Annotated in this window: 19 protein-coding genes; 14 read left to right on the top strand and 5 right to left on the bottom strand. The window is 48.6% G+C overall.

All coding sequences use genetic code 11. From position 1 onward, the window contains the following. From ADIS_RS17630 to bla, 9 genes are all read left to right on the top strand, one after another. A partial coding sequence (locus ADIS_RS17630) for a hypothetical protein (RefSeq protein ID WP_035806777.1) occupies positions 1-258 on the top strand: 258 nt, incomplete at its 5' end. 109 nt (positions 259-367) lie between these two features. Continuing rightward, positions 368-1444, top strand: coding sequence for a BF3164 family lipoprotein (locus ADIS_RS17635; protein WP_010856023.1), 1077 nt, complete (start codon positions 368-370; stop codon positions 1442-1444). A gap of 9 nt (positions 1445-1453) precedes the next feature. Continuing rightward, entirely contained in the window at positions 1454-2629 is a 1176-nt protein-coding gene (locus ADIS_RS17640; protein WP_010856024.1) for a BF3164 family lipoprotein, read from the top strand. A gap of 266 nt (positions 2630-2895) precedes the next feature. After that, positions 2896-3432, top strand: a complete 537-nt coding sequence (locus ADIS_RS17645) for a DUF3405 domain-containing protein (protein ID WP_162141585.1) — start codon at positions 2896-2898, stop codon at positions 3430-3432. Positions 3433-3713: 281 nt separating this feature from the next. Continuing rightward, positions 3714-4073, top strand: coding sequence for a LytR/AlgR family response regulator transcription factor (locus tag ADIS_RS23720; protein ID WP_035806780.1), 360 nt, complete (start codon positions 3714-3716; stop codon positions 4071-4073). A gap of 293 nt (positions 4074-4366) precedes the next feature. Next, a complete protein-coding gene (locus tag ADIS_RS17655) occupies positions 4367-4972 on the top strand; it encodes a Uma2 family endonuclease (protein WP_010856028.1) in 606 nt (201 codons plus the stop codon). Between the two features lie 54 nt (positions 4973-5026). Continuing rightward, a complete protein-coding gene (locus tag ADIS_RS17660) occupies positions 5027-5908 on the top strand; it encodes an SDR family NAD(P)-dependent oxidoreductase (protein ID WP_010856029.1) in 882 nt (293 codons plus the stop codon). A gap of 77 nt (positions 5909-5985) precedes the next feature. After that, positions 5986-7683, top strand: coding sequence for a gamma-glutamyltransferase (gene ggt, locus ADIS_RS17665; protein WP_035806782.1), 1698 nt, complete (start codon positions 5986-5988; stop codon positions 7681-7683). A 276-nt stretch (positions 7684-7959) separates the two neighbouring features. After that, positions 7960-8739: a subclass B1 metallo-beta-lactamase gene (bla, locus tag ADIS_RS17670; RefSeq protein ID WP_010856031.1), complete on the top strand. Its 780-nt coding sequence runs from the start codon at positions 7960-7962 to the stop codon at positions 8737-8739. On the opposite strand, the gene ADIS_RS17675 is transcribed toward bla, so the two are convergent. From ADIS_RS17675 to ADIS_RS23025, 4 genes are read right to left on the bottom strand one after another with little or no spacing between them, the layout of a single operon-like run. Then, the gene (locus ADIS_RS17675; protein ID WP_010856032.1) at positions 8736-9614 is read right to left on the bottom strand and encodes a DUF6999 family protein; all 879 of its coding nucleotides are present in this window, start codon (positions 9612-9614) and stop codon (positions 8736-8738) included. The two genes, bla and ADIS_RS17675, sit on opposite strands and share 4 nt — an antisense overlap. Positions 9615-9626: 12 nt before the next feature. Further along, positions 9627-11477: a StlD/DarB family beta-ketosynthase gene (locus tag ADIS_RS17680; protein ID WP_010856033.1), complete on the bottom strand. Its 1851-nt coding sequence runs from the start codon at positions 11475-11477 to the stop codon at positions 9627-9629. Positions 11478-11480: 3 nt separating this feature from the next. Next, complete coding sequence (locus ADIS_RS17685; protein ID WP_035806843.1) at positions 11481-12200, bottom strand: sterol desaturase family protein; 720 nt, start codon at positions 12198-12200, stop codon at positions 11481-11483. A gap of 59 nt (positions 12201-12259) precedes the next feature. Next, entirely contained in the window at positions 12260-12424 is a 165-nt protein-coding gene (locus ADIS_RS23025) for a hypothetical protein (RefSeq protein ID WP_010856035.1), read from the bottom strand. Between the two features lie 108 nt (positions 12425-12532). On the opposite strand from ADIS_RS23025, the gene ADIS_RS17690 reads away from it, so the two are divergent. From ADIS_RS17690 to ADIS_RS22450, 4 genes are all read left to right on the top strand, one after another. Then, positions 12533-13198, top strand: a complete 666-nt coding sequence (locus ADIS_RS17690; protein WP_010856036.1) for a ferredoxin reductase domain-containing protein — start codon at positions 12533-12535, stop codon at positions 13196-13198. Positions 13199-13270: 72 nt separating this feature from the next. Continuing rightward, positions 13271-14683 carry an L-serine ammonia-lyase gene (locus ADIS_RS17695; RefSeq protein ID WP_010856037.1) on the top strand — a complete coding sequence of 471 codons (1413 nt, stop codon included), beginning with the start codon at positions 13271-13273 and terminating at the stop codon, positions 14681-14683. Between the two features lie 42 nt (positions 14684-14725). Then, positions 14726-16618 (top strand): CBS domain-containing protein, encoded by a 1893-nt coding sequence (locus ADIS_RS17700; RefSeq protein WP_010856038.1) that lies wholly within the window; start codon positions 14726-14728, stop codon positions 16616-16618. Next, a complete protein-coding gene (locus tag ADIS_RS22450) occupies positions 16605-17783 on the top strand; it encodes a M14 family metallopeptidase (protein ID WP_010856039.1) in 1179 nt (392 codons plus the stop codon). Before ADIS_RS17700 ends, ADIS_RS22450 begins: the two co-directional genes overlap by 14 nt. Here the strand turns inward: ADIS_RS22450 and ADIS_RS17710 are convergent. After that, a complete protein-coding gene (locus ADIS_RS17710; RefSeq protein WP_010856040.1) occupies positions 17780-18766 on the bottom strand; it encodes a glycoside hydrolase family 43 protein in 987 nt (328 codons plus the stop codon). The two genes, ADIS_RS22450 and ADIS_RS17710, sit on opposite strands and share 4 nt — an antisense overlap. Positions 18767-19160: 394 nt before the next feature. Here ADIS_RS17710 and ADIS_RS17715 point away from each other — a divergent pair, with 394 nt between their 5' ends. Next, positions 19161-22262 (top strand): SusC/RagA family TonB-linked outer membrane protein, encoded by a 3102-nt coding sequence (locus tag ADIS_RS17715; RefSeq protein WP_010856041.1) that lies wholly within the window; start codon positions 19161-19163, stop codon positions 22260-22262. The last annotated feature ends 24 nt before the right edge of the window (positions 22263-22286 follow it).

The following is a 22286-nucleotide window of genomic DNA, read 5'->3' on the forward strand; positions in this document are numbered from 1 at the left end:
CCTACCCCTACAAAGCCTTTATTTATTAAATGCCTAATTCAAATCATTTATATCATGAAAAAGAAAATGACATTACAGAAAGCCACAGTGGCCGCGGGAGTGGTGGCCATGAGTGTGGGATTGTTTAACTCTTTTGATGTGGAAGCAGATGGTGGTTGCTCATATGTTTGCTGCCAATCTAAAAGTACTGGCTGTGTAGATCGTGATGGTGTAGAATTTCCAAACGATTATGTCTATTTCGGTACTTTTTGCCCGTAACCACTAGTTCGTAGATCAGCCAAATGTTATCAATTGGTTGATCTACGAATTTTTAATAAAACAGTAGGTTTTGCCTCAAAATGTATATTATAGCTATTGTACCTAAAAAATGAACATATATCGTATTTACACAATTGCATTTATTTTGATTCTTTCCTGCTATGAAAAAGAAGAGAGTCAGAATTATAAAATATTTAAAGAAACAGATCTAAAATCAATAAATATCTCCTCAACTAAAAGGGACTTTGACGAAATTTTAAACCCAAGTAAAATTGAAATAATTGAAAACTACATCTTTATACTTGAAAGTAATAGAGGGTCATCGGATAAGCCAGCCATACATGTAATTGACACAAAAAGTTGGTCCTATTATCGAGCGAAAGGGATCAGAGGAACTGGGCCACTTGAACTAGCTGGAGCACAAGTTCTTTTTGAGGGAAGAAGCTCAAATAGCTTTTGGGTATATAGCTCCCAAGATAAAAAGTTTTTAGAATTCAATTTACACGATTCGAGTAGGCTAGCCAACTACGAATACAAACAACCATCATCTATGTTCAAAGTAGTTAGGATCGCACCTTTATCAGACACAAGTTATTTGGGGATTTCTGTAGAAAATGAACATCGATTAATTGAATTTACTAAAGACGGAGAAGAATTGAATAACTATGGAGAATGGGAAAAAGTGAGTCAACATCCCTACCTTGATTCTTTCGATTTGTTTAGATTGAATGATGGATGGTTCAAAGGCAATTCAAGATATAAAATTTATGCGCACGCATGTATTTTTAGAGACAGACTTGAAATCTTCGATTATCAGACTAAAGAGTTTATCACCGTCGACGGGCCGGACCTAGGGCTGCCTACATTTAAAATGATGGGGAAGGGGAATTCAGCCAGTCTATATATTCCACTAGAAGAAAACAAGTATCGATACAGAGATCTAACAATCACCTCAAATTATATTTTTGCCTTATATGGTGGAATCGGTGAATTTGAATTCCGGGAAACTAGTGTATTGGCCACAAAAATATATGTATTTACTCATAATGGAAAGCGCCTGATGCAACTAAATCTAGATCGTTCGATTGAAGGGATTGTAGTGAATGAAGAAACAAACCAATTGTATGGCCTTACGACAGATGAAAATCCGGGAATTGCAGTTTTTAATTTGCCTTTAATTGAGTGATGTTTCATTATGGAAAACAGAAAGAAGTACTATCTTATTATATCACACAACACCTCTTTTTCATCAATTCAAAAAATGAATATTAAAAATGTTCAATATTATAGCACTCTACTATTTATAACATTGCTGACCCTTATTTTCAACGATAGCTGTGAAAGTATTTTATCTACAAATAAAACCACAAAAAAGTTTTCGGATGAATCTATACCAAAGGTTCTAATGTTAAAAGGAAAAAAATATTCTTTCGGGCAAATTATAATGCCAGAAAAGCTTTTGGTGAAGAAGAATCACCTTGTTATCGGTGAGCACCCGAAGACTAATATGGTAGTCCCGCCTATCCATGTCGTTGACCGTACTACTATGGAATATCAATTTTCGAAGGGTGTTATCGGCTTTGGTCCGGGTGAGATATCTGACGTGTGGATTTTGGATGAAGGAAATATGGAAGACACGTTTTGGGTTTATAGTGCTACAGAAAAACGATTTTCAGAATTTAGCTTATTAGATACTTTGTATCTTTCGGATCGGCAAATAAAGCAAAGTGGAAGTTTCTTCCTAGCTATTGCCATGGCCTGGTCCTCGGACACAACGGTTATTTGCAGATCCGCCAACGACGAGCATCAATTCGTCGAATATCACATCGATGGGACAAGACTAGGCGGATACGGTTGCTGGAAGGATTTTTTGGTCAGGAAAGAAATGAACGATTTTATGATGGGGGATTTGCACCAAGGTTGGTTTAAAGGAAGTCAACAAAAAGGCATCTATGTCTCCGCTGGTGTGCGTAGAGACAGGCTCGAGATTTTACATAAGAAAGAAGTAGAAATCATCATGGTAGATGGACCTGAAAACCGAATTCCAAAATTCAAGATAGTAAGCGGTTCGGGGCAATCGCCCGCGGTAATCGTAAGTGCAGACGAAGCCTATACCTATAGGGATGTATGCATTGGAGACAAATTCATATATGGCCTTTACTGCGGAAGGACGAATAAACAAATAATGGAGACCAATGAAAATGCCATGGAAATATATGTCTTCGATTTCGAAGGAAACATACAAGGTGAACTGAGGCTTGATATGTCTATAAGAACATTGGCAGTAGACGAGGGCACTGGGAAAATATTTGGAGTCACTACAGATGAAGATCCAGGAATTGCGGTATTTGATTTACCCTCGCTAAATTGACACCTATGCGGAAATATAAGCAATTTAAAGCTTGCTTTTTAATTTTAAGTAACAGAACTTCCTTCTCATTAATCGATAAATATAGGGAGTTATATACATCCACACTTGGATTGGGCAACACCATTCTGCTCTACCATTTGTCGGTAGAAGATTTATCAGAGGACTTGAATAGTTTTAAGATTTTTACTTTTTCTGACGACGTTCTAACATCGCTTAACTATTTCCCACTTGGCTTTTCACTAATTCCGGGAAGCAACCATTTCCCCTTGCTGAAATTCTACCTTTCCCATCCGAATTACGATTACTACTGGTGCATAGAAGAGGACGTTGATTTCTCGGGGGATTGGAGGGCGTTTTTTGAGGCGTTTTCCTCAGTAGGCGCTGACTTTATCAGTAGCCACATTCGTCGCTACCAAGATGAGCCAGAGTGGCCATGGTGGTCCGCTTTGGCACATCCATATTTCGTGATTCCCCAGAAGCAACGCATCCGCTCATTTAACCCTATCTACCGGATTTCAAGACCCGGTTTGGAGCTGCTCCACAAGGCACTGTCAAGCAAATGGTGCGGTCACCATGAGGTATTGATCCCTACCTTGCTCTACGAAAGTGGGCTTTCCATCAGCGACTTTGGAGGTATGGGGGAATTTGTTCCGGACGGTTTTGAAAACCGATTCTACATGGACAACAGTCCCAACAGCAGAGGCATACTCTCCGATGGCACCATGCGCTGGAGACCCGCTTTTGCAGAGGCCGGAACATTGAAAAACAAACTCTACCACCCTGTAAAACCGAGGGATGATTAAAACCTGCACTACAATACCCGAATGCGCAGGCTGAAAAATTGGAACCTATTCTCAATTTGAAGGTACAGCTCAAATTTCTGTTCTTCGAGGTTCAATTGATGGCTTATCTGAAAATACAAATTACCATTAACCAAATGGCAGGGCATTCATCCGCCGTAAGTTTGGCAACTTCCTTTTTGGCTGGCAATTAGAAAAATTTGCGCAATTCTAATTTAAATCAATTTGAATTCATTCTTTTTTTTCTATCTTATCGACCTAGTTACACGACTAAATTTATTTTTATGAATGGTGATTCTTTAATCCTAAAATGCAGTCAGAAGCTCCTTAAAGTCGAGCTGGAAACGGTCACTTATTTTGCAGTAAACGATTACCTGCTCACGGTATTCTTCCTAGACGGAAGCAGCCATTCTTGCTGCTCGTCACTTAAAAAGGTGGAAGGTGAATTGCCGGAAACCTTTTTTAAAATCAGCAGGAGCTGTCTGCTTAATGTAGCATTAATCCAATCCCTTCAACCAAAGGAGAAATGCGTAATAATGCAGAATGGTCATAGGCTGCAAGTTGCCAGATCAAAATGGCCTGGGTTGAGAAGGTTTCTTGCCCAACACAATCAGTCAACTAACGGCGGTTCCACTTTCAGCTAATCCTCAGCTGGCATTTTGTTCTTGAGGGACTGCTACCAACTTCGATGGTCATCCGAAACGGGGAACTATGGATGCTGGAAAAGCCGGACGAGGAAGTCGAGCGGGATTATTTCCGGTTGTTTCGGGTGGGATTAAAGGAGGGAGATTAAATACACTGGACATTCCCACAACTGATAGAAACCTCAAAATCAAATACCTAAAATCATCAATTCATCATGCAGTCGCCCCGTCTTCTCTCAAGAAAGCGAAACATTTTCCTTATCTTTAATTTCTGATGTCCGACGAATAAGACTATGGAAGAGGAAGAAGATAGAAATTTGGTCAAGGAACCTAACTTTGCCTATGGTACCTACACGTATGCCGATTACCTGACCTGGCAGTTGGATGAGATGGTCGAACTGATCCGGGGGAAAGTGTTTAGGCAGGCGGCGGCACCCCGAAGAATCCATGAGGAGCTTTCGGTCGCATTGGTGACGAGAATTCACGGGTTTCTAAAAGGGGGAACCTGTAGGGTGTATACCGCTCCCTTTGATGTGCGGCTTCCGATCTCCTCCAAAGACCCAACTGAAATCGATACGGTAGTACAGCCGGACCTCTGCGTGGTCTGCGACCCGGAGAAGCTCGATGATTTGGGATGCGTAGGTGCCCCGGACTTGGTCGTGGAGATCCTGTCGCCGGGGAACAATAAGAAGGAACTGCAGCACAAGTACGAAGTGTACGAGGCAGCTGGCGTCCGGGAATATTGGGTGGTACATCCCGACGAGCGCACCCTGCTGATCTATACCCTCGAGTCCGGATATTACCGATCCTCCCGCCTGTTTACCTTTGGCGACCGGGTAGCTTCTCAGGCACTACCAGGCTTTGAGCTGGATCTGGATGAGGTGTTTGGGGAGTTGTAACTTAGGGTTCAAACCGTGTGAAAAGTTGTGAAATAGGCTGGAAAAGCGGTAGCAATGGTAGATACAGGATTGAAAGGAAAAACGGTAATCGTAACGGGAGCAAATCATGGAATTGGAGCTTCCATCGCGGTAGCTTTTGCCCGAGAGGGCGCGAAGGTATTGATCACGTACTTGCGTCAGGCCCCGGAGTTTTTTGGAGAGACCCCAGAGACCGTGGCGCAGGCGACTGCTCCCGGGAAAGCGTTTTATTGCGGGGAAATCGGAAAAACCGGCGATTGGGTCGCAAAGGAGATACGGGGTATGGGCGCGGACTGCCTCACCGTTGAGGCGGACCTGTCGGATCCTTCGACGATTCCGATGCTGTTTGATCTAGCGGAGGAGCGCTGGGGCCGGGTAGATATAGTGGTAAACAATGCCGCCCTGGCCGATCCGGATACCTTCTTGCCTCAGGCCGTATTGGATAAAGATCTGGTTTTTGCAAAGGAATATTCGCTCAAGTCCTTATCTGCTGCAACACACGATGCCCATTTTCAGGTCAATAGCCGTGCGGTCGCCTTGATGATGGCAGAGTTTGCCAAAAGGCATATTGCGCGGGAAGGGAAGGTGGGCCGTATCGTCAATATTACGACCGATGGCTCCCGATGCCATCCGTCCAGTGTTTCCTACGGTGCCAGCAAGTTTGCCATGGAGAGCTACGCACGTTCGGCGGCGACCGAGCTGGGCCCTTACGGCATCACCGTGAATGTGGTATCACCGGGTGCCGTGCAGACTGGATGGATGCCGGAGGAGGTGGAAAGGGAACTGGCAGCGGGGTACCCACTCCGCCGGATCGGGCAGCCGGAAGATATTGCAAAGGCGGTGATCTTCTTTGCGTCGGACCAGGCGGAATGGATTACCGGCCAGGTACTCCATGTAGGTGGGGGCAATCGCATGTAATAGTGCCTCTCGTCGACCGGTCGTTGCCAGGACAGCAATGAGTCGTTATTTATTTGAAATAAAGCCCAGATGTGCTTATGAATCTGATCAAAACCAGTTTTACCCTTATCGCTTTATGTTGTCTTGGACTCACCGGTTTGAATGCGCAGGACCGTCTTTCTGGTAGGTCCTTTGCCACGCGCTCTGAGGTGTTGGCCCAAAATGGTATGGCTGCTACCAATCACCCCATCGCCAGTCAGATAGCCTTAGATATCCTAAAAGAGGGCGGTAGCGCGGTAGATGCAGCTATTGCCGCCAATGCGTTTTTAGGATTGGCGGATCCGGCCATGAACGGAATTGGCGGTGACCTGTTTGCCATCGTATGGTCTGCCAAGGAGCAGAAGTTGTTTGGGCTTAATGCCAGCGGGAAATCTCCGGCATCGCTCAGCTATGCAGAGCTGAAGGCGGAAGTAGATCAGGGAAGGTCCTACCGCGGCGGTCCCCTTTCCATTACCACGCCCGGCTGTGTGGACGGTTGGGTTGCACTCCACGAAAAGTTTGGTGTGCTGGATTTGGACCGCCTGATGGCACCAACTGTTTCGTATGCCAGGGCGGGCATCCCCGTTACCTCGGAGGTGGCAGATTTTTTTAGGACGTTTGAAGAGAGTGTCCAAAAATCCGACAACCCCTCGTTCAAAAAGGTGTTTTTTACAGATGGCCGATTTCCGGGAAAGGGTGAAATTCTCAAAAATCCGGATCTCGCCAAAACCCTCGAAATCATCGGGAGAGAGGGTAGAGATGGGTTTTACCGGGGGGCGGTAGCCAGCACCATTGCTGATTATGTAAAGGCACAGGGAGGTTTCCTCACCAAAGAGGACCTGGCCAACAACAGACCAGTGTGGGTGGAGCCTGTGTCGGTTAACTACCGGGGCTACGACGTGTGGGAACTGCCACCGAACGGACAGGGGATCTCTGTCCTACAGATGCTCAATATCCTCGAGGGTTTCGATATGTCCGGGATGCCCTTTGGAAGTGCGGCGCATCTGCACCACTTTTTGGAGTCCAAGAAATTGGCATTTGAAGATATGGCAATGTTTTACGGAGATCCAGATTTTGGCGATATCCCGCTTGAGGAGCTGCTTTCAAAGAAGTATGCGGCCGAGCGAAGGGCGCTTATTGACCCTGCAAAGGCCGGCGAGTACCATCCGGGGCTAAGCGCTGGGGATCACACGGTCTACCTCACCGTAGCCGACAAAGATGGAAATATGGTTTCCCTGATTCAGAGTTTGTCTTCAGGGTTAGGCTCGCGGGTAGTACCGGAAGGATTAGGGTTCGTTCTGCAAAACAGAGGTTCGGGATTTGTGCTGGAGGAAGGACATATCAATCAGTATGCACCTGGGAAGCGGCCTTTTCATACCATCATTCCCGCATTTATCACGAAGGAAGGGAAGCCCTTTGTAAGTTTTGGGCTGATGGGTGGGGATATGCAGGTGCCCGGTCACGTGCAGGTGGTGATGAACCTTATTGACTTTGGGATGAATCTACAGGAGGCCGGGGACGCGCCTAGGATCTTCCATTCCGGCACATCGGCCCGGGGCGGCAGGGTGCCGGGGCTTGGCGAAACCTTTCTCGAGTCCGGATTCCCTTATGAGACCATCAGCGAATTGATGGACAAGGGACATGTGATCCGCATGGACAAAGGCATCTACGGTGGGTATCAGGCCATCATGGTGAAGGACGGGGTGTATTATGGTGCGTCTGAGTCCCGTAAAGATGGGCAGGCAGTGGGTTATTGACCATTTGTGGGCACATTTCAAGTTTAATTACACCCGTTTAGAACGAAAATGGTGCCCAATCTCCGCATGAATATATACCTTGCCGATGACGGAATGAACACAAGGACTCCGAAGACCTCGTTTTTTCGTACAAGGTATCTTTTAAGGTGGTTAATTGGGGTTCTCCCACCGGCCCTGATGTGCGGATACCCCAACCTGATTTGGGAGGTCGGGAACAAGATAACGATATGAAGTAAAAGCTCACATGTTTAACCACTTCACGACAACCATCCCCTTATGAAGTCTTTTCTCTTTGTCCTTTCGGCCATATACCTAGCCGGATGCAGTGCCCCTCCAAAGCAGGTGGTTTTCCCCCAGGAACTGTTTCGATCTGAGGAACTGGTGGTCACGCAGGTTTCCGAAAACGCCTTTATCCACACCTCTTATCTTCAAACAGATGACTTTGGAAAAGTAGCCTGCAATGGGCTTGTGCTTACAGGGGGCGGGGAGGCCTTCGTATTCGACACTCCCACCGACGACAGCAGCTCGGAAGTGCTGTTGCAATGGCTGGAAAGCAGCCGCGGCCTTCAGGTGAAAGGAGTGGTCCCTACCCATTTTCACAAGGATTGCCTGGGAGGGCTGCCGGTTTTTGCAAGCCGTGGGATTCCTTCGTATGCTTCGCACCAAACCATTGCGTTTGCAGTTGACAACAATTTTGCCCTGCCCCAGTATGGTTTCGAGGATTCACTTTATTTCCAGGTGGGTGGGGAAATTATTTTGGCGAAACACTTCGGCCAAGGCCATACCGAAGATAATGTGGTCGTGTATTTCCCCAGTGAGGAGGTATTGTTTGGAGGGTGTTTGATCAAGGAGTTGGGTGCACAAAAGGGATATTTGGGAGACGCCAATGTTTCTGCCTGGTCCCAAACGGTAGAGAACATCAAAGAGCGGTTTCCGGATGTCAAACTTGTAGTTCCCGGCCACGGGGCATACGGCGATGTTGGACTTCTCGACTATACCATCGAATTATTCAGGACAAGGCATTTCGGGGAGGGCAGGCATCAGAACGCAAACTAATGTGGCGTGATGATCCCATCGCTTTGCTTGCTCAGCTTCATTTTTACCAGGATTTCATGCAGTGTTTCGGCCGCAAGGCCATGTAGCACCAACCGGTAGGCGGCGCTGTAGGTCGTTTCCGGCACCATCGGGTGCTTGTTGTTCACCAAACCCAAATGGGCGGGGGTTCCCAAGATCTGCGAGGTGTAGATCGCAATGGTTTCGTCCAGTTGCAGGGAATTGGAAGCGCGCACAAAATCGTTCGCAGTCAGAAACAGCTGGTAGAAGGGCGTAAACAGCTCAATGGCCGAGCGAAGGTCCAGCACGTTGGTCCATCGGTTGGGAAAAACTATGTGGTCAAACTGATCCTCGGTGATCATGCTTAGGTCAAGCTTTTCCGGTGGTCGGATTGTCAGCCCCTTTTCCTTTAATTGCCTGTTTAGGTTGATGACAAAATTATAGAGATTTAGATCGTGCTTCAAAAACAGGTCTTCTTTGATGCTGTCAAAATCCTTGGGCTTGAGGGGATTTCCTGCTAAGGCCACTCCCTGTACATTGCCGGCTATAAACTGCAGGATCTCCGTGCCCACATGGAAGTGCCTAAATATAAGCAAGTTGGCATCTGGGCTCACAAAGTTTTTCAGCCCCCATGCCAATATCTGGTGTAGTACCCGCGACGAATTCAGGCCTCGGGGCACAAAGTATTTGAATACATGGATAAAAAACATGGTGATCTTGGACCATACTTCGATGATGGGAAGCAGGTAACGAACTGATTTGGAGGAATTGTCCCGCATAAGGGCCCGCTTGGTGGCCGAGTTGATAGGAATGCTGTCGTCCAGGTAGAGGGCCAGCCAGGGGTTTGGGTCTCGTTCGTCGTGGGTCAGGTAGTCCATGGGGTGTTACTTTTAGTAATTGCCGAGCTCGTTAAGCTGCAAGGTATATAGTTTGGCGGTTGTTTTGGCCGTTTTGACAATGCGTTTGGCCAAGTCCAGGTTCATAAGTGGGTGCTCTAGGGCCTTTTCCAGGTTATGGAAGTGGTTTTCATCCGCCACCCCGTGATAGGTAAAGAAGGAAACCTGATCGTCTCGCAGACCAAGTTGATCTTGGATCATCCTTCCCCAGTAACCAGCCAGGCGTTTGCCAATGCCCTCGATGATAAACATGGCCCCCAGCAGGTCTATGGGATTGGGTTTACTGGCCTGTTGAAAAACGAAGGAGGTAAGGGCCACGGTGCCGATGTTTTTCTCACCACTTCGGATGGTCTTGGGATCCTCTCCCAGGGCTTCAAAATTCAGTTCGAGCAGTTGATAGTCCTTATGTTCGGCAGCGGTGTGCTTGATAAAGGCCGACCGCAGCTCAAACAACCCTATGTCGATATGGGATGCGGCCCGGGAGATCCACTGAGAGCCATCTATTACCTGTTGGCGCAGGTCGGTCAGGAGCAGCTTGTAGTCGGCCAGGCTGAGATTTCCCTGATGGATTTTGGCGACGACAGGCACCTGGAGCAATTCGGTCTCAAAATCAATCCAGACCTGGGCGAGGTTTCGAATGAGCCACTCGGAGGTTTCGTTCTTGGACAGGTTCAGTTCCGGCGATTCAATTTCCCGGATGGTGTAGGGTTTCTTTTCGGCCGTGTCCTCCCCGACCACCGTGAGGTGCATAAAGGAGGTAATAAAACGGCCGCTTTCCGGCACCATGCAAAGGATGCGGTCTCCCGCTTTCAACCTGCCCGAATACAGCAGTTCATCCAGCATGATGTAGATCGAAGCTGCACCGGTATTTCCCTTGGTAGGAAGGTTGCTAAACCATTTCGGATCGGGGATTTCTCCACCACCTTTGATCATCAGTTCTTTGATGGGGCCTTTGAATACCTCCGAGGAGTAGTGGCAGCAAAACCAGTCTATGCCCGATGGCTGGATTTTTCCCTGGTTGATCAGTTCAAAATAGTGCGCCACACCGGTTTTTACCAAGCTGTCCAGCAGGCGCACATCCTGGCGGAGATTGATGGCTCCGGCGGCTGAGGCCTCCTCGTAGCTGGAGTAGTCCAGCCAGGTTTTTTCGCTTTCGTTTCGGTTGTCTGTTTTTCCGGTAAACATGCACACCGGAAATTCATGGGCATGGGATTTCAACTCAATCCAGTCTATTTTCAAGGATATCCCGGCCCTGTTTTTCTGGTTTTGCAACACGAATGCCCCTGCACCATCGGAAAGCATCCAGCGGAGGAATTCCACGGAAAAGGGAAGGGAATCCGTCCCTTGGGCCTCAAAGCGTGAAGCTTTGAACATCCTGCTGGCAAATTCACTTCCAACGGCTAGGGCGTTTGGTTTTTCCCCGGATTTTATCTGGGAATACGCATTCTTCAGTGCCATAATACCACTGGCGCACACACTTTGGTGGCTGGAAACCTCGCAGGTACCCAGATCCAGACCGGCATGTACCATGCTGGCAAATCCCGGTATGGGCAGATCCCCTTGGGTGGTTCCCGTACACAATAAGTCGATCTCGCTTGCCCGCAGGCTGCTTCTGTCCAGTGCCGTTCGGATGGCCTGTGCAGCTAGCTCGGTGTTGGAATGGGTAGATTGCTGCCGCTTGTCCAAGGCATAGTAGCGCGTTTTGATGCCGTTTTGTTTTAGTATGCGCTCTCGGTTTCGGCTGTCTTTTCCATGGATACGGCCCAGAAAATCTTCCATTTCTGCATTGGAAACCGGCGAGTTGGGTAGAAAGGAGCCGGAACTGGTGATATATACTTCTTGCATAGGTTACTTCGTCGGTTTGGAGAATAGCTTGTCCAGCAGGTTTAGGGCAAATCCATAATTCTTCCGTCCCTTGCTATGGTGCTCGTGGTGTGCCGTTCCAAAAAGCCGCCAGCTGTCACCCTTGCCATCACCAAACCGGTAGTTGCAATGCCCGGCGAAGTTCAGTAGGATACTGACTGTGGGGTAAAGAAAAACGGCCACGATCGAGAAGGGGATAAAAGGCACAATGGTCAATGGAACCGTGCTCAGTAAGAATGCTTCCAGCCAGTGAAAGCTATACACCGAATAAACGGTGGGAACGGTGGATCGGTGATGGATGTAGTGAATATGCTGCATCATGGGTTTGAGATGCATGATCCGGTGGACCACGTAGAAGTGGACTTCGTTCCATAGGGTAAGCAGTGCCAGGCCCCAGAGGATGTTTACCCACGTGTTCGGCAGCAGCTCGATGACTCCCGTCCGTATCAGGTAGATGATGGGGAGCGACGAAAACCCAAAGATAAAGATTGATTTCAGGGAGTGCCCCATCTCGAATCGGGACTGACGGCTGGAGGCCTCCCGGGGATCTATCCTTTGAAGCAGGTTGTTACGCGTCAGGAATTTACAAGTCCGAAGAAAAAGCGTCCCTAAGCCAAAATAGAGTACTAAAAAATATAGAATTGTCACCCCAAACCATGTCAGGTAGGAGAATTGGAAGAGCATGTTTTCTAAGATAGCCTCCATCAACACCTAGGACGGACAAATGATCCGGCCTGTCGTAAAGGTAGCGAAAATAGTCGATTTCAGGCTTTGTTTGTCATGAAGATATAGGTAGCGTTTTCCTTGGTATCGGATATTTCCAGGGATGAGACACTTGCCTGCTCCGAAAGTTGATCGCTACCTCCGCAACCAAACAGGATTAAAATTCCGAATACGAGGAGCAAATTGCCCAAAATACGCCTGTTCATAGGGCTAAATAACTTGGATTCTAGGGCAAGGTATCATTTAAAACGTCTAATCGAAAGATTAGAACGGTATTTGTGCAGGTACTCCTCAAAACCAAACAGTCTGTAAATATGAGCAATAAGGTAAAAATTATCAGTGTACGATCACTTACCCACGATGTGAAGGAAATAAAGGTGGAAAAGCCCAAAGGGTACACGTTCGTTCCGGGCCAGGCTGCGGAAGTGGCCATAGACAAGGACGGATGGCGGGATGAAAAGCGCCCATTCACCTTCACCTCCCTCCCTGAAGATGACCATCTGGAGTTTGTGATCAAATCTTACCGGGAACACGATGGGGTTACCTACCAAGTGGATGGCTTGGTCGAGGGCGATAGCCTGTTGATCGGAGATGCCTGGGGTGCCATTTCCTATACCGGCCCTGGTGTTTTCATTGCGGGAGGTGCCGGTGTGACGCCATTTATCAGTATCCTTAGAATGCTCGAATCAAAGGGAGGTCTGGCAGGCCATAAGCTGATCTTTGCCAATAAGCGGGGAAAAGATGTATTGCTCGAATCCTACTTTTTTGATCTTTTGGGAGAAAACTTCATCTCCATTTTGAGCGAGGAGCGCGTTTATGGGCATTACCATGGGATTGTGAATATGGCGTTTTTGAAAGAGCAACTTTCCGATTTTTCACAGGAATTTTACGTCTGTGGGCCGGAGGAAATGGTGAGGGATGTGAGCAGTAGCCTAAAGCAACTGGGAGCCAGGCCGGACGGCATTGTTTTTGAAAAGTGATGCCGGCGTTTTTTCGAAATTGCCCCGTATCTTAGGGGGGTCAAACGCTCACTCAATCCCCTCAACCACCCTATGGAGAAAATCTCTGTCTTTGATATGTTAAAAATCGGCGTGGGCCCATCCAGTTCACACACCTTGGGGCCTTGGCTGGCGGCGATTCGGTTTTTGGACGAACTTGGAGCCAACCGGATTGGCGCGCTGGAGAAAATCTCCGTTCACCTGTATGGTTCGCTGGCATTAACGGGAAAGGGACATGCGACGGATTTGGCCGTGACGCTGGGATTGGCAGGACTGGATCCGGTTCGCTTTCCAGTCGCAGAGATCGACCAAGTTGTAGGGAAGATCAAAGAAGAAAAACGGCTCATCCTTTCCGGAGCACACGTTGTGCCCTTTGATATGGCCACGGATATTGTCTTCCATAACGAGTTTCTGCCCTTTCATGCAAATGCACTCCGTTTTGAGGCAACAATAGATAACCGGCTCCTCACTGAGACCTACTATTCTGTGGGTGGGGGCTTCGTGCAAAAGGACGGCGAGGCGGATGCTTCACCTGTCCTGCGGGAGGAGTTTCCCTTTCCGATAGAGAAAGCCAGCCAACTGCTGGGATACTGTACCCGCGAGGGGAAACAGATTTCTGATATCGTTTGGGCGAACGAGCTTACCTTGCGGACAGAGGAGGCGATTCGTGAGGGACTTTGGGATATTTGGGAGGTGATGCAGGACAGTATCTATTCGGGCTGCCATACAGGGGGCGAGTTGCCGGGTGGACTACGGGTCAAGCGTAGGGCATCAGAAATGCACAGCAGACTGCTCGGAAAAGACCAATACGGAGATTCCGAAACCTGGCTCGCTGCGATTCGCGCCCTGGATGTGGATTTTCGCAGTATGCTGAAGTGGGTAAGCTGTTTTGCGCTGGCCGTCAATGAGGTAAATGCTGCCATGGGCAGGGTGGTAACCGCTCCTACCAACGGCAGTGCTGGGGTCATTCCGGCGGTATTGCTTTACTACCTGGCGTTTGTGCATAAATCGGCGGGCAAGGAGGAGGTGATCCGTTTTCTGTTGGTGGCCTCAGAGATAGGCAGTATCTTTAAAAAGAACGCCACGCTTTCAGCTGCCATGGGTGGGTGCCAGGCAGAGATTGGTGTGTCAAGTGCAATGGCGGCGGCGGGTCTATGCGAGCTGCTGGGGGGTAGTCCCGGGCAGGTACTGACAGCGGCTGAAATAGCCATGGAGCACCATCTGGGCCTAACCTGCGATCCCATTTCCGGTCTGGTACAGGTGCCGTGTATCGAGCGCAACACCATGGGGGCTATCAAGGCTATCAACGCGGCGGAACTGGCACTGGAAACCTCACTGGAACACACCAAGGTATCCCTTGACAAGGTGGTTCGCACCATGTGGGAAACCGCCAGGGATATGAACGGAAAGTACAAAGAGACTTCGGAGGGTGGCCTGGCCCTTTCTGTAAATTGGGTGGATTGTTGATTTTCGCCGATCCTTTTCGAACAATCAAAACCGTAAATATGTATGGACAAGCATAGAGCCCGGTCAAAAACCAGCAAGCAGGACCGTTTGCGCTTTCTAAAGCACCTGCTACTCGATGTAGAAGCCCTCGAGGAGATGCTCCGGCAAAACCTTATCGAGCGGAACATTCAGCGCATCGGTGCCGAGCAGGAGTTGTCCCTGGTTGATGCGTATTATAAGCCCTCAAAAAAAGCTCCTGCGGTTTTAAATAGGGTGAATGATCCCCATTTGACGGCGGAATTGGCCCTTTATAACCTTGAGATCAATCTGGATCCGCTGGAGTTAAAACGGCAGTGTTTTGTCAAAATGGAAAAGCAGCTGAATACCTTGCTGAAGAAAACCGATCAGGCTGCCAAAGCAGTTGGAGACAAAATCATCTTATCAGGTATAATGCCGTCGATCGACGTGCGTTCGGGGGAGTTGGATTACATGACCCCAAATCCACGTTTCTTTGCCCTGGACGAGGTCATCAGGCAATTGCGGGGCGAGGATTTTGAGTTGAATATTCTGGGGGTGGACGAGTTGATTTTGGCACACACCAATATTTTGTTTGAGGCATGCAACACAAGTTTTCAGTGTCATCTCCAGGTGGATCCGGATGAGTTTGTAGACCAATACAACTGGGCACAGTTGATTTCCGGGCCGGTGCTTTCCGCTTGTACAAATTCGCCGCTGTTGTTTGGAAGGGAGCTGTGGAGCGAAACCCGGATATCGCTGTTTCAGCAAAGCATTGACATCCGCAGCAAGGGATATCACCTTCGGGAAAAGGAACAGCGCGTTTCCTTTGGGAGGGGCTGGATAAGGGAGATCACTGAAATTTACAAGGAGGCCATTTCCCGTTTTACCCTGTTGCTTACGGATAAGGTCGAGGAGGATTCCATGCAGGTATTGCAGCGGGGAGGTATTCCTAAGCTGGCGGCATTAAACCTGCACAATGGGACGATTTGGCGCTGGAATAGGCCTTGCTACGGAGTGGGAGGGGGTGTGCCCCATCTCCGTATCGAAAACAGGTATTTGCCATCCGGCCCTTCTGTCATTGATGAGGTGGCCAATTTGGCTTTTTGGGTAGGCCTGATGAAGGCGATGCCCGACCACTACCGGGGTAGTTGGCGCCGTAGGTCCTTTGAAGACACCAAGGCGAATTTTTATCGCGCAGCCACCTCAGGCCTGCAAAGCTGCATGATTTGGGAAGGTAGGGCGATTCCTTCCCGTGAGTTGTTGCTTGACCACTTGATTCCCCTTGCGACAGATGGGCTTCAAGCGTGCGGACTGGACGAAGCAGAGCGTAGCCGGTATATGTCGGTGATCGAGGGCAGGGTAAAAAAAGGATTGGATGGCAGTGTGTGGACGGTAAAGGGATTCAGAAAGCTAAAGAGGAAAATGTCTAGAGAGGAGGCCATGGTGGGTATCACGGCCATTCTCTACGAACGGAGGAAGACCGGAGCACCTGTTCATACCTGGCCCCTTGCTGCTCCCAGTGAGGCGGAAGGCTGTAGGATGCCCTACGATTGGATTGGAAACTTTATGAAGACCGACCTGATTACTGTTCAGGAACAAGATCTTCTTGATTTGGTGGAGAAAATCATGGAATGGAAAGGTATACGCCATGTGCCTGTAGAGGACAGTCATGGAAATCTGAAAGGGCTGATCACCCGCAAAATGATCGAAAGTGTAAAGGAGGATTCAGGCAAAGGGAAGTGGCTTTCTGCCGGCGGCGTCATGCGCACCGATCTGGTCACGATAGGAAAGGATGCAGACATAAAATTTGCCATCCTGTTAATGGTGGACAAACAAATAAGTTGCCTGCCGGTAGTGGAGGGCAACAGATTGATTGGGTTGATCACGGATAGGGATACCCGTGAACTCTGGCAAAAGATGAAAAATGATCAAGCCTGAGCAAAAGACCGAAGGAATTACCAAAGCCCGGTTGATGGATGATCGGTACCTCTTTAGGTGTGAAAAGGGTAAGCATTGTCCTACGTTGGTCGCCTTTGTAGGTATTCACGGAAACGAAAAGGCTTCTATCAAGGCGGCAATTGATTTGATGCAGGAGGGCATCCTCGATCCAGATGGATTGAACGGGAATGTGTTCATTATTCGAGGAAACCTAAGGGCACTGGCATTAGGCCGTCGCTTTGTAGATAAGGATCTGAACCGGATTTGGACTGGGGAGAACCTGGCGTTAGTTAGAGATATTCCTGAGGCCCGCTGGCCGCCCGTGCACGAACTGGCCGAGATGAAAGAACTGGACGGTGTTATTTCCGACATCGTAGCGGAGTATGGGCAAGGAAATATTTGCTTTTTGGATCTGCACACCACCTCTGCGGAGAGCGGGGCATTTCTCCCATTTAACGATTCCCTCCCCAACCGGCAATTAGCCGAAAAGTTTCCCCTGCCATTGATCCTTGGAATAGAAGAGTTCCTGGATGGTCCCCTAATGAGCCATATCAATAACCTTGGGTACCCGGCCTTGGGTTTTGAGGCAGGTAGGCATGAGTCCGATACCTCTGTTATCAGACACCGTGCCTTTTTGATCCTGATGTTGGTACATAGCCGGATCCTTTCACTTTCGCCTTCAAGGATCCTCAACCTGGAGCGACAGCTGGCAGCCTCCGTGACGATTGTCCCCGGATTTTACGAAATTCTTCACCGGCACGAGGTGCTGCCTTTGGATGGATTTGCGATGGACCTCGGATTCGTAAATTTCATGCCGGTCAGAAAAGGGCAGCGGCTTGCGGCTGATAACACCGGAACGATTGCTGCCAAGTTTGGCGGTAGGATTTTTATGCCATTATACCAGACAGAGGGCAGCGATGGTTTTTTTATCATCGAGAGGGTTTCCGCATTCTGGATGCACTTGTCCAAATGGTTACGGCAATTGGGTTTTTCGAAACTGATAACCAAGTTTCCCGGAATCAGGAAGGATCCGGTGGAGGCGAATATGTTTTTGGTTGATACCCGGGTAGCCAGTTTTCTGCACCGCGAGATCTTTCATCTGTTGGGCTACCGTGTGAAGAAAGGTGATTCAAGCCGTTTCCTCCGACTGGTCAGAAGGGATTAGGGAGTTGTTTGGGGTCCCGTTTTTACCAAACGCTCGAACTCTGCCTTGGTGACTGAAAACACCGTGCCATGTCTGGTTCCTTCCGGGAAACTAACCTCGTTTGATATATCCTCCCAGTTAACCAAATCATAGGAAGCCACTGCACCCATTTGATGGTCGATGTATTTGTCGAAGTAGACGATCCATCTGTCTCCCACCTTGGCAGGCGTAGGCCCCTCGGCCCAGTAGTCGCCCGTAATCGGCGCACTTGCAGGCCCGTATCCGTCGGTCAGCCGGGAGCTTCTGGCTATTCGGATGTTTTTCTGGGCCGGCTCGCGGGTTTCGTCTTTGATAAACAGAATGTACTCGCCGTCTTCCTTGATCAAGGTCCCGTCAATTACATTGAATCCGGGTTCGTAGAATAGCTTGGTTTCCGAAAAGGTTTCGAAGTCTTTGGTGGTGACGAAGTATTTACGGTGGTTGTAGGCATTTTCTTCTTGGGATTGCGTCTCCGGATAAAGCCCCGTGACCGTGGTAGACCAAAAGATCATATAGAGGTCGGATTCCTTGTCGTAGAATACTTCGGGTGCCCAGGTATTCCTCGCCCCTTCTTCGTGGGCCATCACAGGAATGAATCGTTGCTCAGACCAGTGGATTAAATCTTCGGAATTGGCATAGCCCAGCCCCTTTTCATTCCAGCTGACGGTCCATACCATGTGAAACTTTCCATCTTTTCCCCGGATGATGCAGGGATCCCGCATGAGTTTGTCTTCACCGGCAGTAGGTGCAAGAAAGGAGGCTCCTTCTGCCAATGCTTCCCAAGTGTACCCGTCTTCCGAATAGGCAAAATGCAGGCCGTCTTCTCCGTTGCCTACAAAGTAGGAGAAAAGAAAAACCGTTTCTTCGTCTGCCTGTTCGGCGGAATCCGTTGACGATCTCGGCGTGCAATAGGTCAACAGGACGACTGTGGCGTAAATAAGTGGGCGGATAATGGGTTGGTACATGATGGTTTGTGGTGTTTTAAGCTGGGTTTCCGTCGCAAAATACACATACTAATAGTTAAAACCAGCGGAGTAGTCGTTTCAAGTGCCGTGTTTTGCCTGATTTATTACCATCCTTAGGTAAATGAGGGTATACTACTCCCTTGGTAGGTTTTCTGATTGTCGGTTTCAAATCCTGTTGGAAGGCAAACTGGTTCTTTGATCGATGGCTATTATACTTTTTTGGCACGTTTTTAAGTATCATAATATCAAAGAATATAGGATAGAGCAGGACAGTACAGGATAGAGATGTATTTCTTATATTTTAGATTTACCTAGCGTTTATTTTAATTTATAGCAGCTGTAAAAAACAAAATAAACCTGATAAAACAATATACTCATCTTAAACCAAGGATTTATGGATCTGACAATGTACCAATTGATCAGGGGCAGGTGGTTGCTCCTGTGTGTAGTCGGCCTGTTGGTGGGGTCTGGAGCATTTGCCCAGCAAACCCGCACCCTGACGGGCGTAGTGAAGTCTCAGGCAGACTCGGAGTTGATTCCGGGGGTGTCGGTTTTAGTGAAAGGTACCCAGCGAGGTACAGTGACAGACATTGACGGGCAGTTTAGCCTTCAGGTGTCTGACGGGGAAGTGATTGTAGCCAGTTTTATAGGCTATGAGACCAAAGAGACGGTCGTTTCTTCCAGTATCACGAACATGGAGATTTTTTTAAGTTCCTCTTATTCCGACTTGGGAGAGGTGATCGTGGTGGGGTATGGTACCCAGCGAAAATCGGATTTGACCGGATCGGTAGGATCGGTGAGTGCACAGGCACTTCAGGAAAGGCCGGCAGCCTCCCTGAACCAAGCACTCTCTGGAAGGATTCAGGGGGTGAACGTGTCCGTAAACTCCGGTAGACCGGGAGGACGTGCCAACATACGTATTCGTGGCAACACTTCTGTGAGTATCGCCAACGATCCGCTCTATGTGATCGACGGTGTGATCATTCATGCGACGGGACTAGCCAATGGTAGTACCCCCATCGATTACATCAACCCCAATGACATTGCCTCTGTGGAAGTTCTGAAGGACGCTTCGGCCACTGCGATATACGGCGCACGTGGTGCCAATGGGGTGATCTTGGTCACGACCAAGCGCGGTAGTTCCAAAGGGGGTATAATCACCTACGACACGGACTTCAGCGTAGGTGTACTGCCAAGAAAGATTCCATTGTTGAATTCCGAAGAGTTCTTGAGGGTAGAGGAACTGGCTTACCAGAACGCACAGAAATATGATCCCAACGGATGGGCCAACGGGATTTACAGAGATCCGAGGTTGAAGCGTACAGATCCCAGGTTGTTTGATTCCAATGGAAACCCATTGTATGATACGGATTGGCAGGATGAATCCTTCCGTCAGGCACTTACCCAAAACCACCAGCTGGCTTTCACGGGAGGTAACGAAAAGGACAGCTATGGCGTCTTTTTGAACCACCGAAACGAAGAGGGTTTGATGCGTGGTTCTTGGCTTAAGCGCTACGCTGCGCGGTTTGTTTTTGACAGCCAGATCAAAGATTGGCTGAAAGTAGGCGGTTCTCTTTCCTACAACGATCAGCGGGAAAGCCAGATTGACCCGTTGGGTGCAGGGGGTATCATAGCCATGCGTCAGGTTTTGGAGGCCTTGCCGATCATTCCCGTAAGGTATCCAGATGGAAGCTGGGGAGGCAATGAGCACTATCCTGGTATGGAGGGAGGAAATAACCCCCTTCATGTAGTGGAAGACAGGGTGTATCACCTCAATACCCAGACATTGCTCGGCAACGTGTATGCGAACTTCTACCTGGCAAAGGGGCTTGAGTTTAGATCTATCTTAGCCACCAACATCATCAATCAGCGTACGGATTATTACGGAGGTCGGATGTTGAACTTCATTGCCCGGAACCAACGTGGGGATGCCTCGGTCACGAACGATCGCCATAACTCCTGGCAGTTTGAAAACTACCTGACGTACAACAAAGAGATCAACAAGGACCAGTCGTTCAATGCATTGCTGGGTCTATCCTGGCAGCAGGTGGACCGGTTCAACTCCATGGCCAGGTCGCAGGATTTTCAGGATGATTACTTCAAGTTTTATAACCTGGGAGCTGGAGCGAATGTGTTCCAAACAACTTCCAATTATACCGCTTATGCTTTGAATTCCTATTTCGGACGGTTCAACTACAACCTGAAGGAAAAATACTTGGTAACCTTCACCGGTAGGATTGATGGTTCTTCCAAGTTTGGTGCCGCAAACCAGTATGCAGTCTTCCCATCGGCAGCAGCTGCCTGGAGGGTGTCAGAAGAGGATTTTCTTAAAAACAGCAATACCGTTTCCAATTTGAAGCTGCGTGCCAGCTATGGCGTTACCGGAAACTCGGAGATTCCGGCCTTCCAGTCCCTTGCAGGTATGGGGAACTACATGGTTATTTTTGGAGATCAACGGGCAATCGGATTGGGGGTAAACCGCCTGGCCAACCCGGACCTTCGTTGGGAAAGAACTTTCCAGACTGATATGGGATTGGAACTGGGTCTTTTCAACAACCGACTGACCCTTGAACTGGATTTGTACCGCAAGCTTACCCGGGATATGCTCCTGAATGCGCCGGTTCCTTCCAGCAGTGGATACTCCAATGTTACCCAGAATATAGGCAGCATGGAGAACAAAGGCATCGAGATAGCGGTAAACTCCGTGAATGTGGATACCAAAGGGTTTAAATGGGATACCCATTTTAATATTTCCCTGAACAGAAATACGGTACTGGAGCTGACAGGAGGAGCGGATATTTTCTCAGGCTCCACTATTATTAGGGAGGGCTATCCAGTAGGATCCTTCTTTGGATTTGTTCACTTGGGCACGTGGAATCTGGATCAGGCAGACCTGGCAGCGAGTTTTGGAAAGCTACCCGGCGATATCAGGTATGAAGATGTAAACGGTGACGGTGTAATCAACGACCGTGACCGGGTGATCATGGGACAGGGCATTCCGAAAGGTTTCGGTACTTTGATGAATACCTTTAACTACAAGAACTTCGAGTTGCTTGTCGACTTGCAGTTTATGTATGGCAATGGCGTGCTTTGGAGAAGCAAGCACTCGGCGGAGGACCGTACCGGCATAGCCAACAGTTTTAGAACGGTGCTAAATGCCTGGACACCTCAAAATCAGGACACCAATATCGCCGAGATCAGACCTATGTCAGCCGGTTACAATACATTCAACGATACGGACAGGCTTCAGGATGGCTCCTTTTTGAGAGGAAGGAACCTGATGTTCGCCTATGTATTTCAGCCCCATCTGGTGCAAAAGCTTCAGTTGAGCAGGCTGCGGGCATTCGTATCGGTACAGAATTTCTTTTTGACCACGCCGTTCCAAGGGTATGATCCTGAAGTCGCTACTTCCGGAGCCCCATTTGATCAGGGAGTTGATTTGTATGCATACCCTAAACCTCGGGTATTTATGTTGGGACTTAATATAGGCCTGTAAGGTGGGAACAAAAATCTTGAAACT

Source organism: Lunatimonas lonarensis, assembly GCF_000390185.1.
Classification (GTDB): Bacteria; Bacteroidota; Bacteroidia; order Cytophagales; family Cyclobacteriaceae; genus Lunatimonas; species Lunatimonas lonarensis.